The organism is Citrobacter braakii (genome assembly GCF_009648935.1).
Lineage (GTDB): Bacteria > Pseudomonadota > Gammaproteobacteria > Enterobacterales > Enterobacteriaceae > Citrobacter > Citrobacter braakii.
The window spans coordinates 1,278,151-1,303,039 of sequence record NZ_CP045771.1; the positions used below are offsets into that span (position 1 = coordinate 1,278,151).

Below are 24,889 nucleotides of genomic sequence, written 5' to 3' on the forward strand. Positions count from 1 at the left end.
AATGGCTGGTTTAAAACTACAGGCAGTAACCAAAAGCTGGGACGGCAAAACCCAGGTGATTAAACCGCTGACGCTGGATGTCGCGGACGGAGAATTTATCGTGATGGTTGGCCCATCCGGCTGCGGTAAGTCAACGCTGCTACGGATGGTGGCCGGGCTTGAACGGGTGAGCGGCGGCGATATCTGGATTGATAATAAACGCGTCACCGAAATGGAGCCTAAGGATCGCGGCATTGCGATGGTCTTTCAGAACTACGCGCTCTACCCACATATGAGCGTGGAAGAAAATATGGCCTGGGGGCTGAAAATCCGTGGGATGGGCAAGGAGCATATTGCCGAACGGGTGAAAGAGGCGGCGCGTATTCTCGAGCTGGGTGAACTGCTCAAGCGTCGTCCGCGCGAGCTTTCCGGCGGTCAGCGCCAGCGTGTGGCGATGGGGCGGGCGATTGTCCGTGACCCAGCGGTATTCCTGTTTGATGAGCCGCTGTCTAACCTCGATGCCAAGCTGCGCGTACAGATGCGTCTGGAGTTACAACATCTGCATCGCCGACTGAAAACCACCTCACTGTATGTGACGCACGATCAGGTTGAAGCGATGACCCTCGCCCAGCGGGTGATGGTGATGAACAAAGGCATTGCCGAGCAGATCGGCACGCCGGTTGAGGTATATGAAAAGCCTGCCAGCCGCTTTGTGGCGAGTTTTATCGGCAGCCCGGCGATGAATCTGCTGGACGGGCGCATCAGCGCCTCGGGCACCCATTTTGAGCTGGATGACGGCATGACGTTGCCCCTCGGCAGAAGCGCGAGGGAGTCTGGTGGGCGTAACATGACGTTGGGTATCCGCCCGGAGCATATTGCGCTAAGCTCGCAGGCCGAAGGCGGCGTGCCGTTGGTCGTCGACACGCTGGAAATGCTGGGAGCGGATAACCTGGCACACGGACGTTGGGGTGAGCAAAAGCTGGTGGTGCGACTGGCGCATCAGCATCGCCCGACGGCAGGCAGCACGCTGTGGCTGCATCTGCCAGAAAATCATCTGCATCTTTTTGATGGCGAAACAGGACAACGCGTATGAGTAACTGGCCTTACCCCCATATCGTCGCCCATCGCGGCGGCGGTAAGCTGGCACCGGAAAACACCCTGGCGGCGATCGACATGGGGGCGCGATACGGGCATACCATGATTGAGTTTGACGCTAAATTGTCGAAAGACGGTGAGATCTTCTTGCTGCATGACGACAACCTGGAACGCACCAGCAATGGTTGGGGCGTGGCAGGCGAGCTGAACTGGCAGGATTTATTGCGCGTGGACGCCGGCGGCTGGTTTAGCGGTGAGTTTAAAGGCGAACCGCTACCGCTGCTCTCGCAAGTGGCCGAGCGCTGCCGTCAGCACGGTATGATGGCGAATATTGAAATTAAACCCACCACCGGCACCGGAACGTTAACCGGCAAAGCCGTAGCGCTGGCCGCTCGGGAACTGTGGGCGGGAATGACACCACCGCTGTTGTCATCCTTTGAAATTGACGCGCTTGAAGCGGCGCAGCAGGCGGCGCCTGAACTGCCGAGAGGCTTACTGCTTGATGAGTGGCGCGAGGACTGGCGTGAGCTGACAACGCGGCTGGGTTGCGTCTCTATTCATCTTAATCACAAGCTGCTGGATGAAGCGCGCGTAGATGCGCTGCGCGACGCAGGACTGCGTATTCTGGTGTATACCGTCAACCGACCCCAGCGCGCGGCGGAACTGCTGCGCTGGGGAGTGGACTGCATCTGTACCGATGCCATTGATACGATTGGTCCGGATTTCCAGCCCTGTTAAGGCCCAATTGTTTTTAACGGAACGTTAGGCTGCGGCGTGCTGGAGGGCTTCAGCATGTCGCCGTTCTTTTTCTCCGACAGCATATGTTGCTTATTCAGCGAGCTGTCCGGGTTACGGGTTCCACTTAACATCCCACCGTTGCTGTTGGGCAGCATTTGCTGCTGGCTGGAATTAAACTCGCCAGGCTGAGACTGAAGGACGCGCTGGGAGTTGGAATTGATTTGGTTTTCCATATGCTGTTGTTGCATACGCGTCTGCGTTTGCAACTGCTGATTGAGCATCCCTTTCTGCTGAATCTGCTGCGATTGCATTTGGGTTTGCATACGCTGCTGGCTCGGGATCTGATAACCGGGTTGATTCGGGTTATTCATGGTGTTGATGGGCTGTGCAAAGCCTGCAAACGGCAACAGCATGGCTAAAAGTAAGAGTCGTTTCATCGCTTTTCTCCTCTCGGGGATCTCTTAAGTTTACTCCTTTCTCGCCGTTACGATGATTATTTCAGAGTTATGCACCAGGCTTAGTGGGGGCTGACCCCCATACATCTGGAGAATAACGATGATAAAACCGACGTTTTTACGCCGGGTAGCCATTGCTGCTCTGCTCTCAGGAAGTTGTTTTAGCGTTGCTGCCGCTCCGGCTGCACCGCCGCCGGTATCATACGGTGTTGAGGAGGATGTGTTCCATCCCGTGCGTGCGCAGCAGGGGATGGTGGCCTCCGTGGATGCGCTTGCCACTCAGGTGGGGGTGGATATTCTTAAACAGGGTGGGAATGCCGTCGATGCCGCCGTGGCCGTTGGCTACGCGCTGGCGGTGACGCATCCCCAGGCGGGCAATCTGGGCGGTGGCGGTTTTATGCTGCTGCGTACCAAAGACGGTAACACCACGGCGATTGATTTTCGCGAAATGGCCCCTGCTGGCGCGACCCGCGACATGTTCCTTGATGAGCAGGGCAACCCCGATGCGAAAAAGTCGCTGACGTCGCATCTGGCATCCGGTACGCCGGGTACCGTCGCGGGTTTCTCGCTGGCGCTGGAGAAATACGGCACGATGCCGCTGAACAAAGTGGTACGTCCGGCGATGAAGCTGGCGGAAGAGGGTTTTGTGGTTAATGACGCACTGGCCGACGATCTGAAAACCTATGGCAGTGAAGTGCTCCCTAATCACGAGAACAGCAAAGCCATTTTCTGGAAAGACGGTGAGCCGCTGAAAAAAGGCGATAAGCTGGTACAAAAGAACCTGGCGAAAAGCCTGGAAATGATTGCCGAAAGCGGCCCGGATGCGTTTTATAAAGGCGCTATTGCCGATCAGATCGCCGGGGAAATGCAGAAGAACGGCGGGCTGATGACCAAAGAGGACTTAGCCAGCTATAAAGCCGTGGAGCGTACGCCGATTAGCGGTGACTATCGCGGGTATCAGGTCTTCTCCATGCCGCCGCCCTCCTCTGGCGGTATTCACATCGTGCAGATCCTCAATATTCTTGAAAACTTTGATATGAAGAAATACGGATTTGGCAGCGCCGACGCCATGCAGGTCATGGCTGAAGCGGAGAAGTATGCCTACGCTGACCGCTCGGAGTATCTGGGCGATCCCGATTTTGTGAAAGTGCCGTGGCAGGCATTGACCAACAAAGCCTATGCTAAAACGCTTGCCGATCAGATTGATATCAACAAGGCTAAGCCTTCCAGCCAGATTAAACCTGGCAAGCTCGCTCCGTATGAAAGCAATCAGACCACTCACTTCTCGGTGGTGGATAAAGACGGCAATGCCGTGGCGGTGACCTATACCCTGAATACCACCTTCGGGACCGGTATTGTGGCGGGTAACACTGGCATTCTGCTCAATAATGAAATGGACGACTTCTCTGCCAAGCCGGGCGTACCGAACGTATACGGTCTGGTAGGCGGCGATGCCAACGCGGTCGGACCGAAGAAGCGTCCGCTGTCATCTATGTCGCCGACTATCGTGGTAAAAGATGGGAAAACCTGGCTGGTTACCGGCAGCCCAGGCGGGAGTCGAATTATCACTACTGTGCTGCAAATGGTGGTCAACAGCATTGATTTCGGGATGAACGTCGCCGAAGCGACCAACGCACCGCGCTTCCATCATCAGTGGTTGCCGGATGAGCTTCGTATTGAGAAGGGCTTCAGCCCGGATACAATTAAGCTGCTGGAGCAAAAAGGACAGAAAGTGGCGCTGAAAGAAGCGATGGGCAGCACGCAGAGCATTATGGTTGGACCGGATGGCGCACTGTATGGCGCGTCCGACCCGCGTTCCGTGGATGATTTAACGGCGGGTTACTGATTGTTGATTAATAGCCCGGCATCAGGCGCCGGGCTATATGTTAGTTACGCCGTGAGTAACCGCGCCGGATTATCAATACAGAGCTTGCGAAGAGTATCGTTATCCACGCCACGGGCAGCCAGATAGGCGAGGAAAACATTTGGGACAAATCCCCAACCATTCCCCCCATTTTTTGCCCACATCTGTTTGAGAAAAACATCATGGCTTAATACGATCTGGTCGGCGTAACCCAGTTCAATCAGATGTGCTACCGCATCTGCGGTGTCCTGAACACCTGGGGCGATACCTTCTTTGGGGAAAGTAATGTCCAGACCAATCATGTCAAATTCAAGCCATACGCCGCGGTCAAGCATTTTACGTTGATAAGCAACATCCTTTCCTGAAGGGTCTGAGTGCGCCAGCGAAACTTTTGCCGGAGAGACGTTCATCTCTTCAAGGACAATATCTAGTACCTCATCACCCAGCCGCAGCCACCCTGGCATATGGATATTCATTGCCGTATGGGGATTATTACGTTGTGCCAGAGACGCCGCGCGCAGGCTGTTGCGCTCAGCTTGGGTAAAAGCGGGTGATACGCCAATTTCACCGATCATACCGGCGCGAATATCCGTCTCGCCAATCCCCTGATTCAGTTCCTTATCAATAAGTGAGGCTAATAACTCGACAGGTTTGTGGATCCTGGCGCTTTCAAACTTTTCCAGATAAGGTCCTGATGAAGCAACGATATTCAAACCAGTTTTTAATGCCACTTCCCGCAATGAAGTGGCGTCCCGACCAATAGATTCAGAACCCGTCGCGTCGACAATCGTCCTGCCTCCCAGTGACATGAAGTTATTGATTTCAAAGATGACATCATCAATCTCTTTTCTGTCCATGTTATCGGCGCAGCAGTACGGGTCGTGTTTCAGTCCCCACTGCAGGTCAGCACTGACTTTCTTTCCCACCAACTGCTGTGAAAAAGCATACTGTGGCTCGTCAACAACGGATGACAAATCGTTAAACAGGTGCTCATGCGGTAGCGTTAGACCCATTTCTGAGTGTGCCACCGGGCCCGTTACGGTTTGCAGGAAGCCTTTCATCCTGACACCTCCATTTTTTTCGCCATTTTGGATGCTCTGTATTCGGGGATGGTGGTAACAATTGCACCTACTAACGCGAATAATGTACCGATGATGGTGACCAGATAGACCGTATTGCCTAATGATGGGATTAACTCATCAATCAACACCGATCCCAGTAACTGACCCGCGGTAGAGGCGACACCCAGCATTAATAGTCCTAAGCCTCTGACCAGAATCGCCATCAGCCCGATGGACAGCAGACCCAGCGGGCCACCGAGATACATCCACCACGTATCGGGTAACTGGACGGTGACATGCCCTAATGCGACACGTATCGCCAGCGCTGCACCCAGGACACAAAAGCCGACGATGAAGTTCCAGGTAATGGAAACCAGCATGGATCCCGTTGCTTCGGCGACTTTGGCATTCCCCGCAGGCTGCCAGCCAGCGAGTAATCCTGCCAAAAATGGAAGGATAGCCAGCAGGATAAACGAGGTTGAGTGCCACTGTGGCGACACGACAAAAATCGTGGCAATAACAGCGAACAATGCGCCAGTAACGCGCCATGGCGTGAAATATTTCTTCTCATCCACACCGACGCCAAAACGGTCGCACAGCAGGCCGGAAAGGAGCAGGGCGGAAATTAATGCAGTTTGAAAAGTGGCAACGCCTAACGCGCTGGCTGATGCGCCTTCAGAAAATACGACCATCGCCCCGCATAACCCGGCAAACCAATTCCACAAGGGGATTTTCCGCTTTTTAATCAGCGTAGGGATCGACGCGAATTGATGGCGTGTTTCTTTACGCGCAATAATAATAAAAAACATGACGACCAGACCGCTGGCGAAAGAGATTACTGCGCAAGCATTACCATCCTGCAACCAGTGTCCCAATTGCCCATTAACGGCAGACTGCATTGGGGAAAGCATACCGGCTAAGATCGTTGCAAGCATCAGTAAGGGGGTTGAGTACTTATTCTTGTTCATACATCAATCCTTATATTTTATAAAAGGAGTAACTTTCGTTACTCCATTGTTTTTTATTTTCTGGCGATGAATTGAAGCGTGTTAACCCACAGGTCGGTATAAAACGGCCAGGACATGAATTGCTGAGTTCCCCAGTGCGGCGAACAGTCACTCATAAAACAGGCGGTTTTACCCTGTTGGTATTTACCGAACACTAACAGTGGGTCATTATTTATTGTTAATACGACATCAGCATCTTCTCTGGCGACAACCTGGTTATATCCAAGAAATATCGGGTAGTCTGAGAATCCGTCTACAACAGGATGTTCAGGCGAGACAGCCTCAGCGTAGATACCCTCTGGTTTTTCTACTCGGTCATCGCCGTCAAGCATAATAACTGGCAAGACCTCGGCAAGAATGGTGTTCTTGTAATTGGCCTTTGCCTCAATACCCATAAATGATAGATAGCCGCCAATCATAAGCAGACCACCACCATTTTTGACGTACTCTTTAATTGATTCCAGAGCATTTGGCTTTATTTTGAGCTGATAGAATGTCTCGTTTTGCAACAGGAATGTATTGCTGCCGATATCGCTAATGACAATGACATCATAACGGTTTAGTTCATCAATGCTTTCTGGAAATGCGATTTGTACGGTGTGAGCAGGCATGTAATCAATTTCCACACCACCTTTCTTTAAGCATTCCAGTAACCATGTAGCGCCTTCTTCATATTTACTGGAGGTAAAGCTGTCATAACCTTTTGAATGAATCATGTGAATATGCCAGGATTCTCCAATAAAGAGCACCTTTAGTTTTTTCTGCGTATTGTTCATAGTCTGCTCCTTGATTTAGTGAGTTGAGATAGTTTGTTTGTAATGTGAACTCTGAATGCGATGTAGAACGGATTCGTTTTCTGGCATGTCAGAGGCATTGGGTGTTTCAACAGCAAGCGAGGCGAATGCGCTGGCGTAGCATAATGCGGATGCCAGTGATTTTCCTTTAGCAAGGCCAGATGCGAGTGCGCCATTGAAGGCGTCGCCAGCTCCTGCGGTATTTTTTACAACTGCCGGGAATGCCGGAGAATAGATGAATTGCGTTCCGTCATAAGCGAGAGATCCTTTGCTACCTAAAGTAATAATGGTATTTTTTACACCTTTCTGATGAATAATCTTCGCTGCACATTTGGCTGACTCAATGTCATTGACGGACATGTTTGCCAGGAGACCAGCTTCGGTTTCATTTGGCGTAATGTAATCGATGTCATCAATGATGGTATTGACCATTTCATTGTATGGCGCTGGATTGATAATTACCGGTATGTCATTTTTTTGTGCGAGACGAATTGTTTGCTGAAGCGCCTCGTAATTTGTCTCCAGTTGTACAAGAACAATATCTGAATGAATAATGGCTTCTTTTTGTATGGTGATTTCATCAGGTGAAATTGTCATATTAGCACCGGGATAGATAGCGATGACGTTATCCCCGGTATCTCCATTCACCATGATGGTAGCTGTACCAGTTTGTGTTTCTTTGGTCTGGTAGATTACACTTTTATGGATTTTTGATGAGTTTATAAAATTAATGGCGTAATCGCTAAAATGGTCTGACCCTACTTTAGTAATAAAATGCACATCAGAATCGGCATAGCTTGCCGCTAATGCTTGATTACATCCTTTACCGCCTGGCGAAAAAATAAATTTATCGGCAAGTAATGATTCTCCTGTCGAGGGTAGCCTCGGTAGGTAACTGATAATATCAACATTGAACGAGCCAATAACACATACATTATTTTTCATGGCAGAGAGACCTTTTTTTATTTTCTGCGCTGATTCATATTTTTCCAGCACATAAGCAATTTCGTTTTTTGCAACGTTATCAAGAGAATCAAGGGTAATAAATGCACCACCATGACAGCGAGTGAGATATCCCTGTCCGGCAAGTTCATTGAGATCTGAGCGAATGGTTTCTTTTGTTACCTTGAGACTTTTCGCCAGATTTGAAACTTTTACAACTCCCGAAATACTGATTTCTTTCAATATTCTATGATGGCGTTCAAATTTCATTTTTTACCTCACCGTGGTTAAGTTAGTCCCAGGAGAAGTATATTGTTGTGATTGTCACCATAAAGTGATGGCAGAAACCAAAAAAAAACAAAAATGTAATATTAATATTATTAACGTTACGAAAAATAGCGATGAAGATAAAAAGGTGAATAACCATATAATTCAGGTGGTTGTTAGGCCTGAACATGACGGCGGGGGAAACGATGGACTGCAATCAAAAACTCTATGCCAGGGTCGGATAGCGCTTCTGCTCCTGAATTTAACGGCGAGATATAACGGATAATGGCCTACAGCGTTCAGAACGATGTCGGCCTTATTGGTTGGTTATGGCGCATATCGCTGCAGCGATTCAGACCAGCGGAATATTTGGCTGCTTTTATCCTGCAGGTTTACGCGCTCTAAATCATAAAACCCGTGCGTTTTTGCCGAACGCATTTTGAGGATATATTTACTTTCGCTGATGTCGTGCTGTCTTGTACCGTCTTTATTCCACTCTCCGGCGATGTCCGTATATTGATAAACAAGGTCGGAATATACGTTGATTATCCTGTTGTCTTTGATCGCATAGAGCTCCAGCACTTCATAAAATGCGCCGCCGCCGGAATACGCCTCAGAGTATCCACCGCGCACCCCAAACGCCAGCGTATCGGGTGCGATCCGGTACGGTGCCAGATCCAGTTTTGTATAATAGGCCAGCGGTCTGACGGACTCATCATCGCTCTCTTTTTCGGCGGTTTTATTCCACTCAGAGAGTTGGTTTAATGGTTTTTCCGAGCGTGCAATCGGCGTTAGCTGTTGGTTCTGCCAGGAAAAAACGCCGAGATATAATTTATTGGCGCGCCCGTTGCTGTAGTTTTCCGGACAGTTGTTATCCGCGTATTTCTTTGCCTGCCCGGCGTCGGCCGGATTGTCGGTGAAACAGGCGACACCGATATATTTGCCGTCTTTGCCCCAGGCTTTGGCACCCGTGAGGATCAGGTTGTCAGGATCTTCATTCGGCGCAACCCAGGCAATCCACGCGTTCTCAGATAATCCCTGTGGAAGCTCGCCAAATCCTTTGGCAGGGGTTGCTCCCGCCATTTGCTCAGCAAAAATCTGTTTACCTTCCGGGTGTTGAATGGCGCTGGGCACGGAATCGAGATTTTGTACGGTAGTGGCGAAAGCAGGGGAGAGTGCTGCCAGCAACACCAGGGGAAGGTACTTTTTCACTCTGCGTCCTTTCAATAAGAAGGGCGATAAGACTCGCCCTTAATTTTATTTCACGCGCGCCATAAAGTAGGCATCAACGTATTCACCGTTGCGCAGGCCGTATTTCTTACCTGTGCCTTCGATTTCAAAGCCGTATTTCTTATACACCGCCACGGCCGGCTCATTATCAACAAATACCGTTAGCTCAATACGCTCGACGCGCAGCCAGTTGTCGCACATGTCGATCATCGTGCGAATCAACGCGCTGGCAACGCCGCGATTGTGCCACCGTGCATCCACGCAGATACCAAAATCAGCCACGTGGCTGCGGCGCGGGCGTTGCGCGACCTCAATACAGAGATGCCCCACGACGATATCGTCAATGCAGGCAACCAGTTGTTTGACCCCGGCTTGCTCGGTTAGCCTCGCTTGCCACATCTCGAGGGAAGGATGAGGAACCTGTAGCGTGTTGTGGTACACCTCCGGCTGGGCGTGGATCTGACGAATTGCGTCGTAATCTTTCGGTTCAGCGTGGCGTATCACTATCTCACTCATTCCTTATCTCCAGCAGGGTTAATTGTGTATTTACACTCGCTGAGAAAGAAAATTCCGTCAACTGCATTTTTTTGCAAAAAGAAGTAGACAAGTGCGAATGAGAATGATTATTATTGCTCTGCATTCAGGGGAACCCCTACGGAGAACCTGAAAGCACGACATTGCTCACATTGCTTCCAGTATTACTTTAGCCAGCTTTTGCTGGCTTTTTTTTTGAGGTTTTGTGTCTGCCTGGCTTACTTGCCATTTCGTCCCCGGGAAGTGCTCGTGCTCCTCACGTACATTTAGTACGCTCCGGGCCCTGCGCGCTTGCCGTGAACAAACTGCCTGCGACGCCGACGGTCGATCCTGTCGCCCTGTGGTGCAGTTCAAGCGCCATCCGGCAAAGAATCCAACATTCAGTCTCCAGCCGCTTTGCGCTATGGTGTAGACAATCACCTTCGAAAGGATCGTCTCATGACCTTACACTGCGCATTTATTGGTTTTGGTAAAAGCACCACTCGCTACCATTTGCCGTACGTCCTCAACCGCAAAAATAGCTGGCATGTCGCGCACATTTTTCGCCGCCACGCCAAGCCGGAAGAGCAGGCGCCACAATATTCACATATTCACTTCACCAGTGACCTTGACGAGATCTTAAACGATCCGCAGGTGAAGCTGGTGATCGTCTGTACCCATGCTGACAGCCATTTTGAATACGCCAAACGCGCGCTGGAAGCGGGTAAAAACGTGCTGGTTGAGAAACCCTTCACGCCGACGCTTGCGCAAGCAAAAGCACTGTTCGAACTGGCGCAAAGCAAAGGACTGACCGTTACGCCATATCAGAACCGTCGTTTTGATTCCTGCTTCCTCACCGCTAAAAAAGCGATTGAGAGCGGCAAGCTCGGCGAAATTGTTGAGGTTGAAAGCCATTTCGATTACTACCGCCCCGAGGCGGAAACCAAGCCGGGACTGCCGCAGGACGGCGCATTCTATGGTCTGGGCGTACACACCATGGATCAGATTATCTCGCTGTTCGGTCGTCCCGATTGCGTGGCCTATGACATCCGCAGCCTGCGCAACAAAGCGAATCCGGACGATACCTTTGAAGCGCAGCTGTTCTACGGCTCTCTGAAAGCCATTGTTAAAACCAGTCACTTGGTGAAAATCGACTATCCGAAGTTTATCGTTCACGGTACCAAAGGCTCGTTTGTGAAGTACGGCATCGACCAGCAGGAAACCAGCCTGAAGGCCAATATCATGCCAGGTGAGCCAGGTTTCGCTGCTGACGATTCCATTGGGATGCTGGAGTACGTCAACGATGACGGCCTGACGGTAAAAGAAGAGGTGCAGCCGGAAGTGGGGGACTATGGTCGCGTCTATGATTCGCTTTACCAGACGCTGACAGCCGGTACGCCTAATTACGTCAAGGAATCTGAAGTTCTTACCAACCTGGAACTCCTCGAACGCGCCTTTGAACAGGCTTCTCCGGCGACGATAACTCTCGCCAAATAGCCTGCGCAGACTCCTCTGGGCTTGTTCATTTTTTTTGAACAGAGGAGTCAATTTTCACCCTCTATGATCCCCGGCGGATTGAGTCCACACTTACTCCATCGAAAACATCTGGGGGTGAACACAATGATCTACTTACGCAAAGCTAATGACCGTGGCCACGCTAATCATGGCTGGCTCGATTCCTGGCATACCTTCTCTTTTGCCAACTACTATGACCCAAATTTTATGGGGTTCTCGGCACTGCGCGTGATTAACGATGACGTGATCGACGCAGGTCAGGGCTTTGGTACTCATCCCCATAAAGACATGGAAATCCTGACTTACGTGCTGGAAGGCGCGGTGGAACATCAGGACAGCATGGGGAACAAAGAGCAGGTTCCGGCCGGTGAGTTCCAGATAATGAGCGCCGGGACGGGGATCCGTCACTCGGAGTACAACCCGAGCAATACTGAGAAGCTGCATCTGTATCAGATTTGGATCATGCCGCAGGAAAACGGTATTACCCCACGCTATGAGCAGCGCCGTTTTGATGCCGCTCAGGGTAAACAACTGGTGCTGTCGCCGGATGCCCGTGATGGCTCGCTGAAAGTGTACCAGGATATGGAGCTTTACCGTTGGGCACTGATCAAAGATGAGCAGTCGGTGCATCAGATTGCCGCTGAACGCCGCGTCTGGATCCAGGTAGTAAAAGGTAACGTGACAATTAACGGGACCAAAGCGACCACCAGCGATGGTCTGGCAATCTGGGATGAACAGGCCATTTCTATTCATGCCGACAGCGACAGCGAAGTGTTACTGTTTGACCTGCCGCCTGTATAAAAATACACGGCATCCTTCAAGCTGCATCTGTGTTGGCTTTCCTCGCTCACCCCGGTCGCGTACTTAATGTACGCTCCCGGGGATTTACTGCGTCGCCGCCTTGATGCAACTCGAATGATTTTGTGTATTTCTCACAATAAAAAACTCCTTTTTTTCTCTGCGAAGGTTCACGCACGTCCGTGGTAAACTGGGGGAATCTATCCCTTTTTAACGCTTCAGGACGATGAAAAAGAAAAGACCCGTACTTCAGGATGTAGCCGACCGCGTGGGCGTGACCAAAATGACGGTCAGCCGCTTTTTGCGTAACCCGGAGCAGGTCTCCGTGGCGCTGCGGGGCAAAATTGCCGCTGCACTTGATGAGCTGGGTTATATTCCCAATCGCGCTCCTGATATCCTTTCTAACGCCACCAGCCGCGCTATCGGCGTGCTGTTACCGTCTCTCACCAACCAGGTTTTTGCTGAAGTGCTTCGCGGCATTGAGGCTGTCACTGACGCTCATGGTTATCAAACCATGCTGGCGCACTACGGCTATAAGCCTGAGATGGAACAAGAGCGTCTGGAATCGATGCTGTCGTGGAATATTGATGGCCTGATCCTCACCGAACGTAGCCATACGCCCCGTACGCTGAAAATGATTGAGGTTGCCGGTATCCCGGTGGTTGAGCTGATGGACAGCCAGTCCCCATGCCTTGATATTGCCGTGGGCTTCGACAACTTCGAAGCCGCGCGTCAGATGACAGCCGCTATCATCGCCCGCGGGCACCGTCATGTTGCCTATCTTGGCGCACGCCTTGATGAACGTACTATCATCAAACAGAGAGGCTACGAGCAGGCAATGCGTGATGCCGACCTGGTGCCGTACAGCGTGATGGTGGAGCAGTCCTCTTCCTACTCCTCCGGTATTGAACTTATCCGTCAGGCGCGGCGTGAATACCCGCAGCTTGATGGTGTCTTTTGTACCAACGATGACCTGGCGGTAGGGGCGGCCTTCGAATGCCAGCGTTTAGGGCTGAAAATCCCTGATGACATGGCGATTGCCGGATTCCACGGTCACGACATCGGGCAGGTGATGGAGCCGCGTCTGGCGAGCGTGCTCACGCCGCGTGAACGCATGGGCAGCATTGGCGCAGAACGTCTGCTGGCGCGCATCCGCGGTGAAGCCGTCACACCTAAAATGTTAGATTTAGGTTTCACCTTGTCACCGGGCGGATCTATTTAAGCCAACAAGTTTGAAGTAGCTCACACTTATACACTTCGAGCACGAATGGATATTGCTTCTCTATTTATCCGGCTGGACAATGTTACCGATAACAGTTACCCGTAACAATTTCCTGATTCTTGTACCAGTGGGGGCAACGCTTTGAGCACGACTAATCATGATCACCACGTTTACGTTCTGATGGGCGTATCGGGCAGCGGTAAATCTGCTGTCGCCAGCGAAGTGGCGCATCAACTGCAGGCCGCGTTTCTTGATGGCGATTTTCTCCATCCGCGCAGCAACATCATGAAAATGGCTTCCGGTGAGCCACTCAACGATGACGACCGCAAACCGTGGTTACAGGCGTTGAATGACGCCGCCTTTGCGATGCAGCGTACCAACAAGGTTTCGCTGATCGTCTGTTCCGCCCTGAAAAAAGTCTATCGCGACCAGCTACGCGACGGTAACCCGAACCTCTCTTTCATCTATCTGAAAGGGGATTTTGACGTTATCGAAAGCCGCCTGAAAGCGCGTAAAGGCCACTTCTTCAAAACGCAGATGCTGGTGACCCAGTTTGAAGCGCTGGAAGAACCGGGTGCGAATGAAAACGATGTACTGGTGGTCGATATCGATCAACCACTGGACGGTGTGGTCGCCAGCACCATTGAGGTTATTAACCAGGGCAGTAAGTAGTGAGTACATTAACGCTTGTTTTAACAGCAGTAGGGTCCGTTTTATTACTGCTGTTTTTAGTGATGAAGGCGCGTATGCACGCCTTCGTTGCTTTGATGGTGGTATCCATTGGTGCAGGTCTCTTTTCCGGTATGCCGCTCGATAAAATCGCGGCGACCATGGAAAAAGGGATGGGAGGCACGCTCGGTTTCCTGGCGATTGTTGTGGCGCTGGGGGCGATGTTCGGCAAGATTTTGCATGAGACCGGAGCTGTCGATCAGATTGCCGTCAAAATGCTGAAATCCTTCGGTCACAGCCGCGCACATTATGCGATTGGCCTGGCCGGTCTGATTTGCGCGCTGCCGCTATTCTTTGAGGTGGCGATTGTGCTGCTGATTAGCGTGGCATTCTCAATGGCGCGCCATACGGGGACAAACCTGGTTAAGCTTGTGATCCCGCTGTTTGCGGGCGTAGCGGCTGCTGCGGCATTTCTGCTGCCTGGGCCTGCGCCGATGCTGCTGGCCTCTCAGATGCACGCCGACTTTGGCTGGATGATCCTGATTGGCCTGTGTGCCGCGATTCCGGGCATGATTATCGCCGGGCCGCTGTGGGGGAATTTCATCAGCCGTTACGTCGAGCTGCACGTACCGGAAGATATTTCCGAGCCGCATCTGGGCGAAGGCAAAATGCCATCCTTTGGCTTCAGCTTATCGCTTATCCTGCTGCCGCTGGTGCTGGTGGGACTGAAAACTATCGCCGCACGCTTTGTTCCGGTCGGTTCTACAACCTATGAATGGTTCGAGTTTATCGGTCACCCGTTTACCGCGATTCTGGTTGCCTGTCTGGTGGCGATTTACGGTCTGGCGGTGCGCCAGGGCATGCCAAAAGACCGCGTGATGGAGATCTGTGGTCATGCGCTGCAGCCGGCGGGGATTATTCTGCTGGTGATTGGTGCGGGCGGTGTGTTCAAACAGGTTCTGGTTGATTCTGGCGTCGGTCCGGCGCTGGGCGAAGCGTTAACCGGTATGGGTCTGCCGATTGCCATCACCTGCTTCGTGCTGGCGGCGGCTGTGCGTATCATTCAGGGTTCCGCGACTGTAGCCTGCTTAACGGCGGTTGGTCTGGTGATGCCGGTGATTGAGCAGTTGAACTACTCCGGTGCCCAGATGGCGGCACTGTCTATCTGTATCGCGGGCGGCTCTATCGTGGTCAGCCACGTTAACGACGCTGGTTTCTGGTTGTTCGGTAAATTTACCGGTGCGACCGAAGCGCAAACGCTGAAGACCTGGACGATGATGGAAACCATCCTCGGCACGGTCGGTGCGATTGTCGGTATGATTGCCTTTCAGCTGTTGAGCTGATGGCATTGCCCGGTGGCGCTTGCGCTTACCGGGCCTGGAAACGAGCACACATCCACACCGTAGGCCGGGTAAGCGCAAGGATGCGCGGCGATTTTCCTGCCGGAGAGCCTGGATTGTTAAGGGGGCTGCGTAGCCCCCTTAACACGTTCACTGGTGACGTCAGAGAAGTAATGAGCATAACGTGAACGGAACTGTTCTCCGGGTAACATGCTATCTGAGCCAAAAAGGAGAGATTACCCCTTCATCCACATCCTTACGCCGTCGAGGAACATCTGGGTAGCCATCATCACCAGAATCAGCCCCATCAGGCGCTCCAGTGCGTTAACCCCTTTCTCGCCCAGCAGGCGTAAAAACAGCGAAGACTGCAGCAAAATCACAAAAGTACCACCCCAGGCGATCAGCAGAGCAATCACCAGATGCCCCATCTGGTTCGGATACTGATGTGATAACAGCATTAATGAAGCCAGGATTGTTGGACCCGCTACCAGCGGAATCGCCAGTGGCACGATAAACGGCTCTTCGCCTGCCGGAAGCCCGGTGCTATTCCCGGTGGCGCTGGGGAAAATCATCTTAATGGCGATCAGGAACAAAATGATGCCCCCGGAGATCGATACGGTTTCCGCGCGCAGGTTAAGAAATGCCAGTATTTTCTCGCCAGCAAACAGGAATATCAGCATCACCAACAGCGCAATGAACAGCTCGCGAATCATAATCGCGCGGCGGCGTTTTGGTTCGGTATGTTTCAATACGGACATGAAAATGGGCAGATTTCCGAGCGGGTCCATAATAAGGATCAATAAAACTGCCGCTGAAATGATTTCATTCATAACTCAAATTCCCTTACTATTACCGCGGACTTTCTGCTTGCTTGCGCAGCGAGATAAGTCGCATTACTGATGGCTTCGCTATCATTGATTAATTTCACTTGCGACTTTGGCTGCTTTTTGTATGGTGAAGGATAGGCCAGTAGGATACTGGTTAGCATACACAGCACACATCTCTGCAGGAAAAAAACGCTATGAAAAATGTTGGTTTTATCGGCTGGCGCGGTATGGTCGGCTCTGTTCTCATGCAACGCATGGTTGAGGAGCGTGACTTCGACGCCATTCGCCCTGTTTTCTTTTCTACTTCCCAGCTCGGGCAGGCGGCACCGACATTCGGTGGAACCACGACCGGCACGCTTCAGGACGCTTTTGATCTGGATGCGCTGAAGGCGCTCGATATCATCGTGACCTGTCAGGGCGGCGATTATACCAACGAAATCTATCCAAAGCTTCGTGAAAGCGGTTGGCAGGGTTACTGGATTGACGCGGCCTCTTCGCTGCGTATGAAAGACGATGCCATCATCATTCTCGATCCGGTTAACCAGGATGTCATCACTGACGGCCTGAACAAAGGTATTAAGACCTTTGTCGGCGGTAACTGTACCGTTAGCCTGATGCTGATGTCCCTCGGTGGCCTGTTTGCCAATGACCTGGTTGACTGGGTTTCTGTGGCGACCTATCAGGCGGCCTCCGGCGGCGGCGCGCGCCATATGCGCGAACTGCTGTCCCAGATGGGTCATCTGTATGGCCATGTGGCCGATGAACTGGCAACCCCTTCCTCTGCTATTCTCGATATCGAACGTAAAGTGACGACCCTGTCCCGCAGCGGTGAACTGCCGGTTGATAACTTTGGCGTACCGTTGGCCGGTAGCCTGATTCCGTGGATCGACAAACAACTTGATAACGGTCAGAGCCGCGAAGAGTGGAAGGGACAGGCTGAAACCAACAAAATTCTTAACACCTCTTCCGTGATCCCGGTTGATGGTCTGTGCGTGCGCGTCGGTGCGCTGCGCTGCCACAGCCAGGCGTTCACCATTAAACTGAAAAAAGATGTGTCTATTCCGACCGTGGAAGAACTGCTGGCAGCGCACAATCCGTGGGCCAAAGTCGTGCCAAACGATCGGGATATCACCATGCGTGAGTTAACCCCGGCGGCCGTTACCGGCACGCTGACCACGCCAGTAGGCCGTCTGCGTAAGCTGAATATGGGACCGGAGTTCCTGTCAGCCTTTACCGTGGGCGACCAGTTGCTGTGGGGTGCTGCGGAGCCATTGCGCCGTATGCTGCGTCAGTTGGCGTAATGTGGGACGGCCTGATGACGCCACGTTTATCAGGCCTACAAACGACGCGAACCACCTGGCCGGATCAGTCAATACGGCTCTCCGGCAGAGTGATTGCGTGTTTTAACAATGGGTGCTGAGTCACCCATTTTTTTGCGTAATACAGGAGTAAGCGCAGATGTTTCATTTTTTACCAGGAGTAAGATAAAGCATTGGCTATTCTTTAAGGGTGACTTAGTACCGGAGGTATTAAGTTGTTGCCTGAAGGTGGGACGACGCAGAGAGGATGCACAATTGTGCTGCGCCGTTCAGGTCAAAAAAAGTGTCACTACCTGATGTCGAAGATCAGTTGGAAGGCGTGACACCATAAAACAGGATGACAACCATGTCCGTTCGTATCGATAGAGACGTGATTAATGCGCTAATTGCAGGCCATTTTGCGGATCCTTTTTCCGTACTCGGTATGCACCAAACTGACGCTGGACTTGAAGTCCGCGCCCTATTACCTGACGCCACCGAAGTGTGGGTGATCGAACCCAAAACCGGACGCAAAGTCGGCAAGCTGGACTGCCTCGACTCTCGCGGTTTTTTCTGTGCTGTACTTCCCCGCCGTAAAAATTTCTTTCGCTATCAGTTAGCTGTTGTCTGGCATGGACAGGAGAATCTGATTGATGACCCTTATCGTTTTGGCCCGCTGATCCAGGATATGGATGCCTGGCTGTTATCTGAAGGTACGCACCTGCGACCTTACGAAACGCTGGGCGCGCATGCGGATACCATGGATGGCGTAACCGGTACGCGCTTCTCCGTCTGGGCGCCTAACGCTCAACGCGTTTCAGTGGTTGGGCAGTTCAACTACTGGGATGGACGTCGCCACCCGATGCGCCTGCGCAAAGAAAGCGGTATCTGGGAGCTGTTTATCCCCGGCGCGCAGCATGGTCAACTGTATAAATACGAGATGATCGATGCGAACGGTAAGCTGCGAATCAAAGCGGACCCTTACGCCTTCGAAGCGCAAATGCGCCCGGAAACCGCGTCGCTTATCTGCGGTCTGCCGGAAAAAGTGGTGCAAAGCGAGGAGCGAAAAAAAGCCAACCAGTTTGATGCGCCGATCTCTATCTATGAAGTGCACCTGGGCTCATGGCGTCGTCATACCGATAACAACTTCTGGCTGAGCTACCGCGAACTGGCGGATCAGCTGGTGCCTTACGTCAAGTGGATGGGCTTTACCCATCTCGAACTGTTGCCGATTAATGAGCATCCGTTCGACGGTAGCTGGGGCTACCAACCTACCGGTATGTATGCGCCGACCCGTCGTTTCGGGACGCGTGATGATTTCCGCTATTTTGTGAATGCCGCGCATCAGGCCGGACTGAACGTCATTCTCGACTGGGTGCCGGGCCATTTCCCGTCGGACGACTTTGGTCTGGCAGAGTTTGATGGCACCAATCTGTATGAGCACAGCGACCCGCGCGAAGGGTATCACCAGGACTGGAACACGCTGATCTACAACTACGGTCGCCGTGAAGTCAGTAACTATCTGGTGGGCAATGCCCTGTACTGGATTGAACGTTTTGGTATTGATGCGCTGCGTGTAGATGCCGTGGCGTCGATGATTTATCGCGACTACAGCCGTAAAGAAGGGGAGTGGGTCCCGAACGAATTTGGCGGTCGTGAAAACCTCGAAGCCATTGAGTTTTTACGTAATACCAACCGTATTCTTGGCGAGCAGGTGCCGGGGGCCGTGAGCATGGCGGAAGAGTCCACCGACTTTGCCGGCGTTTCAAGGCCACAGGATATGGGCGGTTTAGGGTTCTGGTATAAGTGGAACCTCGGCTGGATGCACGACACGCTGGACTACATGAAGTTGGATCCGGTTCATCGTCAGTTCCATCACGATAAGCTGACTTTCGGCATGCTGTACAACTACACCGAAAACTTTGTCCTGCCGCTGTCGCACGATGAAGTGGTACACGGTAAAAAATCAATTCTCGATCGCATGCCGGGGGACGCATGGCAGAAGTTTGCCAACCTGCGCGCCTACTACGGCTGGATGTGGGCCTTCCCAGGCAAGAAACTGCTGTTTATGGGCAACGAGTTTGCTCAGGGGCGTGAGTGGAATCACGACGCTAGCCTCGACTGGCATTTGCTGGAAGGCGGCGATAACTGGCACCACGGCGTACAACGTTTGGTGCGCGATCTGAACCTTACCTATCGTCATCACAAAGCGCTGCACGAGCTTGATTTTGACGCCTATGGCTTCGAGTGGCTGGTGGTAGATGACAAAGAACGTTCGGTGCTGGCTTTCGTTCGTCGTGACAAAGTCGGTAATGAAATCATCGTTATCAGCAACTTTACGCCAGTGCCTCGCCACGGCTATCGCTTCGGTATCAATCAGCCGGGCAAATGGCGCGAGATCCTCAATACCGATTCGATGCATTATCACGGTAGCAATACCGGTAACGGCGGCGCGGTGCACAGCGATGAAATCGCCAGTCATGGTCGTCAGCACTCACTGAGCCTGACGTTGCCACCGCTGGCAACGATCTGGCTGGTGCGGGAGGGATAATGACGCAACTGGCAACCGGCAACGCCACCCCCCATGGTGCAACGTATGACGGCCATGGCGTCAATTTCACCCTCTTTTCGGCCCACGCTGAACGCGTTGAATTATGCGTATTCGATGAGCAAGGCTGCGAACTCCGCTACGACCTGCCGGGGCGTAGCGGCGATGTCTGGCACGGCTATCTGGCCAACGCCCGTCCCGGTCTACGCTATGGCTATCGCGTACATGGTCCGTGGCAACCGCAGCAGGGCCACCGGTTTAATCCGGCGAAACTGCTGCTTGACCCTTGCGCGCGTCGGGTGGATGGCGAGTTAAAAGATAACCCACTGCTGCACGGTGGGCTGAATGAACCGGATCATCATGATAATGCCGCCATCGCGCTGAAGGGCGTGGTGGTGTCCGACCATTATGACTGGGAGGATGATGCCCCGCCGCGCACGCCGTGGGGCAATACCGTAATTTACGAAGCGCATGTCAAAGGGCTGACGTATTTGCATCCTGACCTGCCGGAAGAAATTCGCGGGACCTACAAAGCGCTGGGTCATCCGGTGATGATCGACTATTTCAAGCGCCTCGGCATTACCGCACTGGAGCTGTTACCGGTGGCGCATTTCGCCAGCGAACCGCGGCTTCAGCGACTGGGCCTGTCAAACTACTGGGGCTACAACCCGGTGGCGATGTACGCGCTGCATCCGGCCTATGCCAGCTCGCCGGAGAGTGCGCTTGATGAGTTTCGCGACGCGGTAAAAGCGCTGCATAAAGCGGGTATTGAGGTCATTCTCGACATCGTTTTAAACCACAGCGCCGAGCTGGATCTCGAAGGACCTGTCTTCTCGCTGCGCGGAATTGATAACCGTAGCTATTATTGGATCAGAGATGATGGCGATTACTACAACTGGACCGGTTGTGGGAACACCATCAATCTGAGCCATCCTGGCGTTGTGGAATACGCATGCGAGTGCCTGCGCTACTGGGTTGAAACCTGCCATGTGGATGGTTTTCGTTTTGATTTGGCTTCCGTCATGGGGCGTACGCCTGAGTTTCGTCAGGATGCTCCGCTGTTTACCGCGATCCAAAACTGTCCGCTGCTCTCACGCGCCAAGCTGATTGCGGAACCGTGGGATATTGGTGAAGGCGGGTATCAGGTGGGGAATTTCCCCCCGCCGTTTGCCGAGTGGAACGACCATTTCCGCGATGCAACGCGACGTTTTTGGCTCCAGCGTAATCTCTCGTTGGGCGAGTTTGCCGGACGTTTTGCTGCATCCAGCGACGTGTTTAAACGCCCGGGCCGCAATCCCAGCGCCACGGTCAATCTGGTGACCGCGCATGACGGTTTTACGCTACGCGACTGCGTTTGCTTCACAAATAAGCACAATGAAGCGAATGGTGAGGAAAATCGCGACGGCACTAGCAATAACTACAGTGACAATCATGGTAAAGAAGGATTAGGCGGCTCGCTGGACCTGATTGAGCGGCGGCGCGACAGCATTCATGCGCTGTTAACCACGCTGTTGCTCTCCCAGGGGACGCCGATGCTGCTGGCGGGTGATGAGCATGGTCATAGCCAGCACGGTAATAATAACGCTTACTGCCAGGATAACGCCTTAACCTGGCTGGACTGGCAGCAGGCAAACAGTGGGCTAACCACATTTACCGCCGCGTTGATTCATCTGCGTAGGCAAATACCTGCATTAACAGGTGATTGCTGGTGGGAAGAGGGCGATGGCAATGTTCGTTGGCTGAATAAGTACGCACAACCCTTAAGTGCGGATGAGTGGCATAACGGCCCGAGGCAGATGCAAATCCTGCTTTCAGATCGTTTCCTGATTGCAATAAACGCCACGCTTGAGGTGACAGATATCGTTTTACCTGAAGGGGAATGGCACGCCATTCCCCCATTTGCCGGAGAGGATAATCCGGTGCTTACGGCGGTCTGGCAGGGACCTGCGCACGGACTGTGTGTGTTCCAGAGAAGATAAAAAGGAGTTAGTCATGGTAAGTTTAGAGAAGAACGATCGTGTAATGTTGGCGCGCCAGCTGCCATTAAAATCTGTTGCCCTGATCCTGGCCGGTGGCCGCGGTACTCGCCTGAAAGATTTAACCAATAAGCGTGCCAAGCCTGCCGTGCACTTTGGCGGTAAGTTCCGCATTATCGATTTTGCCTTATCCAACTGTCTTAATTCCGGGATCCGCCGTATCGGCGTGATCACTCAGTACCAGTCACACACGCTGGTGCAGCATATTCAGCGCGGCTGGTCGTTCTTTAGCGAAGAGATGAACGAGTTCGTCGATCTGCTGCCTGCCCAGCAGAGGATGCAGGGTGAAAACTGGTATCGCGGTACGGCGGATGCGGTGACCCAAAACCTGGACATCATTCGACGCTATAAAGCGGAATATGTGGTGATCCTCGCGGGCGATCATATTTATAAGCAGGACTACTCACGCATGCTGATCGACCACGTTGAGAAAGGCGCGCGTTGCACAGTGGCCTGTATGCCAGTGCCTATTGAAGAGGCCAGCGCGTTTGGCGTAATGGACGTGGACGACACCGATAAAATTATCGAGTTCGTTGAAAAACCCGCCAACCCGCCAGCGATGCCTAATGATCCAACCAAATCGCTTGCCAGTATGGGGATCTACATCTTCGACGCCGATTATCTGTATGAACTGCTGGCGGAAGATGATCTCGATGAAAAATCCAGTCACGATTTTGGCAAAGACATCATCCCGAAAATCACCGAAGCTGGCATGGCATATGCACATCCATTCCCATTGTCCTGCGTACAGTCTGACCCGGAATCCGAGCCGTACTGGCGCGATGTGGGAACGCTGGAAGCCTACTGGAAAGCAAACCTCGATCTGGCTTCGGTGACGCCTGAACTGGATATGTACGACCAGGACTGGCCAATCCGTACGCATATGGAATCACTGCCGCCGGCGAAATTTGTTCAGGACCGTTCCGGTAGCCACGGAATGACGCTGAACTCGCTGGTTTCCGGCGGCTGTATTATTTCTGGTTCGGTGGTAGTGCAGTCCGTTTTGTTCCCGCGAGTGCGGGTGAATTCATTCTGTAACATTGATTCGGCAGTGTTGTTACCTGAAGTGTGGGTGGGACGTTCGTGCCGCTTACGTCGTTGCATTATCGACCGCGCCTGCGTTATTCCTGAAGGCATGGTGATTGGTGAAAACGCGGAAGAAGATGCACGTCGTTTCTACCGTTCAGAGGAAGGTATTGTACTGGTCACGCGTGAAATGCTGCGCAAACTGCAGATCAAACAGGAGCGATAATGCAGGTTTTACACGTTTGTTCAGAGATGTTCCCTTTGTTAAAAACCGGGGGACTGGCGGATGTTATTGGGGCGTTACCCGCAGCGCAAATCGCGGACGGTGTGGATGCCCGCGTGCTGCTCCCGGCGTTTCCTGATATCCGTCGCGGCATTCCCGATGCGCAGGTAGTGACGCGTCGCGATACCTTCGCCGGACGTATTACGCTGTTGTTCGGGCATTTCAACGGTGTGGGCATTTACCTGATTGACGCGCCGCATCTCTATGACCGTCCCGGTAGCCCGTATCACGACACTAACCTGTTTGCATATACCGATAACGTGCTGCGTTTTGCGCTGCTGGGTTGGGTCGGCAGTGAAATGGCCTGTGGCTTTGACCCATTCTGGCGCCCGGATGTGGTGCATGCGCACGACTGGCATGCCGGTCTGGCCCCGGCGTATCTGGCGGCGCGCGGCCATCCGGCGAAATCGGTGTTCACCGTGCACAACCTGGCGTATCAAGGCATGTTTTATGCAAAGCATATGGATGACATCCAATTGCCATGGTCGTTCTTTAACGTGCACGGACTGGAGTTTAACGGGCAGATTTCTTTCCTGAAGGCCGGGTTGTACTACGCCGACCACATTACGGCGGTCAGTCCGACCTACGCGCGGGAAATTACCGAGCCGCAGTTTGCCTACGGCATGGAAGGTCTGTTGCAGCAGCGTCATCGTGAAGGACGTCTTTCCGGTGTGCTGAACGGCGTTGATGAAAAAATCTGGAGCCCGGAAACCGATCTGCTGCTGGCGTCGCGGTATACGCGTGAAACGCTGGAAGAGAAGGCGGAGAACAAACGCCAGCTACAGATCGCGATGGGACTTAAGGTTAACGACAAAGTGCCGTTATTTGCCGTAGTCAGCCGCCTGACCAGTCAGAAAGGGCTGGATCTGGTGCTGGAAGCGCTACCGGGGTTGTTAGAGCAGGGTGGACAACTGGCATTGCTCGGCGCGGGCGATCCGGTTTTACAGGAAGGTTTCCTCGCCGCGGCGGCGGAACATCCAGGACAGGTGGGCGTACAGATTGGCTATCACGAAGCCTTCTCGCACCGCATCATGGGTGGGGCCGACGTTATATTGGTCCCCAGCCGTTTTGAGCCGTGTGGCTTAACGCAGTTGTATGGACTGAAGTACGGCACGCTGCCGCTGGTGCGGCGCACCGGTGGGCTGGCTGATACGGTCTCTGACAGTTCGCTGGAAAACCTGGCGGATGGTATCGCCAGTGGGTTTGTATTTGAAGATAGTAATGCCTGGTCGCTGCTACGCGCGATCCGGCGTGCTTTCGTATTGTGGTCCCGGCCTTCGTTGTGGCGGTTTGTACAACGTCAGGCCATGACCATGGATTTTAGCTGGCAAGTCGCGGCGAAGTCATACCGTGAGCTTTACTATCGTTTGAAATAGATATCC

General features: G+C 52.7%; 21 protein-coding genes. 13 read left to right on the forward strand and 8 right to left on the reverse strand.

Features of this window, described 5'->3' with window-relative positions:
• Position 1: 1 nt before the first annotated feature.
• On the forward strand, positions 2–1,072 hold the full coding sequence (locus GFC06_RS05885; protein WP_016154829.1) for a sn-glycerol-3-phosphate import ATP-binding protein UgpC: 1,071 nt from the start codon (positions 2–4) through the stop codon (positions 1,070–1,072).
• Positions 1,069–1,812, forward strand: a complete 744-nt coding sequence (gene ugpQ / locus GFC06_RS05890) for a glycerophosphodiester phosphodiesterase (RefSeq protein WP_047501430.1) — start codon at positions 1,069–1,071, stop codon at positions 1,810–1,812. Before GFC06_RS05885 ends, ugpQ begins: the two co-directional genes overlap by 4 nt.
• On the opposite strand, the gene GFC06_RS05895 is transcribed toward ugpQ, so the two are convergent.
• Positions 1,809–2,249, reverse strand: a complete 441-nt coding sequence (locus GFC06_RS05895) for a DUF2756 family protein (RefSeq protein ID WP_016157658.1) — start codon at positions 2,247–2,249, stop codon at positions 1,809–1,811. The two genes, ugpQ and GFC06_RS05895, sit on opposite strands and share 4 nt — an antisense overlap.
• A 118-nt stretch (positions 2,250–2,367) precedes the next feature.
• Between GFC06_RS05895 and ggt the strand changes: the two genes are divergently transcribed.
• A complete protein-coding gene (gene ggt, locus GFC06_RS05900; protein ID WP_194831213.1) occupies positions 2,368–4,113 on the forward strand; it encodes a gamma-glutamyltransferase in 1,746 nt (581 codons plus the stop codon).
• Between the two features lie 44 nt (positions 4,114–4,157).
• On the opposite strand, the gene GFC06_RS05905 is transcribed toward ggt, so the two are convergent.
• The 6 genes from GFC06_RS05905 to yhhY all read right to left on the reverse strand — a co-directional run bounded on the left by GFC06_RS05905 (position 4,158) and on the right by yhhY (position 9,948).
• Positions 4,158–5,192 carry a phosphotriesterase family protein gene (locus tag GFC06_RS05905; protein WP_049283111.1) on the reverse strand — a complete coding sequence of 345 codons (1,035 nt, stop codon included), beginning with the start codon at positions 5,190–5,192 and terminating at the stop codon, positions 4,158–4,160.
• Positions 5,189–6,160 carry a DMT family transporter gene (locus tag GFC06_RS05910; protein WP_049283110.1) on the reverse strand — a complete coding sequence of 324 codons (972 nt, stop codon included), beginning with the start codon at positions 6,158–6,160 and terminating at the stop codon, positions 5,189–5,191. The genes GFC06_RS05905 and GFC06_RS05910 overlap by 4 nt, the downstream gene beginning before the upstream one ends.
• A gap of 53 nt (positions 6,161–6,213) precedes the next feature.
• Complete coding sequence (locus GFC06_RS05915) at positions 6,214–6,975, reverse strand: glutamine amidotransferase (protein WP_049283109.1); 762 nt, start codon at positions 6,973–6,975, stop codon at positions 6,214–6,216.
• A gap of 15 nt (positions 6,976–6,990) precedes the next feature.
• On the reverse strand, positions 6,991–8,205 hold the full coding sequence (locus GFC06_RS05920; protein ID WP_049283108.1) for a PfkB family carbohydrate kinase: 1,215 nt from the start codon (positions 8,203–8,205) through the stop codon (positions 6,991–6,993).
• Between the two features lie 324 nt (positions 8,206–8,529).
• Positions 8,530–9,414 carry a hypothetical protein gene (locus GFC06_RS05925; RefSeq protein WP_153689938.1) on the reverse strand — a complete coding sequence of 295 codons (885 nt, stop codon included), beginning with the start codon at positions 9,412–9,414 and terminating at the stop codon, positions 8,530–8,532.
• 45 nt (positions 9,415–9,459) lie between these two features.
• Positions 9,460–9,948, reverse strand: a complete 489-nt coding sequence (gene yhhY / locus GFC06_RS05930) for an N-acetyltransferase (RefSeq protein ID WP_019078130.1) — start codon at positions 9,946–9,948, stop codon at positions 9,460–9,462.
• A gap of 456 nt (positions 9,949–10,404) precedes the next feature.
• Between yhhY and GFC06_RS05935 the strand changes: the two genes are divergently transcribed.
• The 5 genes from GFC06_RS05935 to gntU all read left to right on the forward strand — a co-directional run bounded on the left by GFC06_RS05935 (position 10,405) and on the right by gntU (position 15,492).
• Positions 10,405–11,442, forward strand: a complete 1,038-nt coding sequence (locus GFC06_RS05935; protein ID WP_153689939.1) for an oxidoreductase — start codon at positions 10,405–10,407, stop codon at positions 11,440–11,442.
• 123 nt (positions 11,443–11,565) lie between these two features.
• Positions 11,566–12,261, forward strand: coding sequence for a quercetin 2,3-dioxygenase (yhhW, locus tag GFC06_RS05940; RefSeq protein ID WP_016154822.1), 696 nt, complete (start codon positions 11,566–11,568; stop codon positions 12,259–12,261).
• A gap of 223 nt (positions 12,262–12,484) precedes the next feature.
• Entirely contained in the window at positions 12,485–13,480 is a 996-nt protein-coding gene (gene gntR / locus GFC06_RS05945) for a gluconate operon transcriptional repressor GntR (protein ID WP_016157654.1), read from the forward strand.
• Positions 13,481–13,621: 141 nt separating this feature from the next.
• Positions 13,622–14,152 (forward strand): gluconokinase, encoded by a 531-nt coding sequence (gene gntK / locus GFC06_RS05950; RefSeq protein WP_003023475.1) that lies wholly within the window; start codon positions 13,622–13,624, stop codon positions 14,150–14,152.
• Positions 14,152–15,492: a gluconate transporter gene (gene gntU / locus GFC06_RS05955; protein ID WP_016154820.1), complete on the forward strand. Its 1,341-nt coding sequence runs from the start codon at positions 14,152–14,154 to the stop codon at positions 15,490–15,492. The genes gntK and gntU overlap by 1 nt, the downstream gene beginning before the upstream one ends.
• Before the next feature lie 233 nt (positions 15,493–15,725).
• Here gntU and yhgN read toward each other — a convergent pair whose 3' ends face one another.
• On the reverse strand, positions 15,726–16,319 hold the full coding sequence (yhgN, locus tag GFC06_RS05960; RefSeq protein WP_003023480.1) for an NAAT family transporter YhgN: 594 nt from the start codon (positions 16,317–16,319) through the stop codon (positions 15,726–15,728).
• A 191-nt stretch (positions 16,320–16,510) separates the two neighbouring features.
• On the opposite strand from yhgN, the gene asd reads away from it, so the two are divergent.
• The 5 genes from asd (at position 16,511) to glgA (ending at position 24,883) form a co-directional block, all read left to right on the forward strand.
• Complete coding sequence (asd, locus tag GFC06_RS05965; protein ID WP_016154818.1) at positions 16,511–17,617, forward strand: aspartate-semialdehyde dehydrogenase; 1,107 nt, start codon at positions 16,511–16,513, stop codon at positions 17,615–17,617.
• 364 nt (positions 17,618–17,981) lie between these two features.
• Positions 17,982–20,165: a 1,4-alpha-glucan branching enzyme gene (gene glgB / locus GFC06_RS05970; protein WP_016154817.1), complete on the forward strand. Its 2,184-nt coding sequence runs from the start codon at positions 17,982–17,984 to the stop codon at positions 20,163–20,165.
• Positions 20,165–22,141: a glycogen debranching protein GlgX gene (gene glgX / locus GFC06_RS05975; protein ID WP_019078135.1), complete on the forward strand. Its 1,977-nt coding sequence runs from the start codon at positions 20,165–20,167 to the stop codon at positions 22,139–22,141. Before glgB ends, glgX begins: the two co-directional genes overlap by 1 nt.
• A gap of 13 nt (positions 22,142–22,154) precedes the next feature.
• A complete protein-coding gene (glgC, locus tag GFC06_RS05980; RefSeq protein ID WP_016154815.1) occupies positions 22,155–23,450 on the forward strand; it encodes a glucose-1-phosphate adenylyltransferase in 1,296 nt (431 codons plus the stop codon).
• Complete coding sequence (gene glgA, locus GFC06_RS05985) at positions 23,450–24,883, forward strand: glycogen synthase GlgA (protein ID WP_016154814.1); 1,434 nt, start codon at positions 23,450–23,452, stop codon at positions 24,881–24,883. The genes glgC and glgA overlap by 1 nt, the downstream gene beginning before the upstream one ends.
• Positions 24,884–24,889 lie beyond the last annotated feature (6 nt).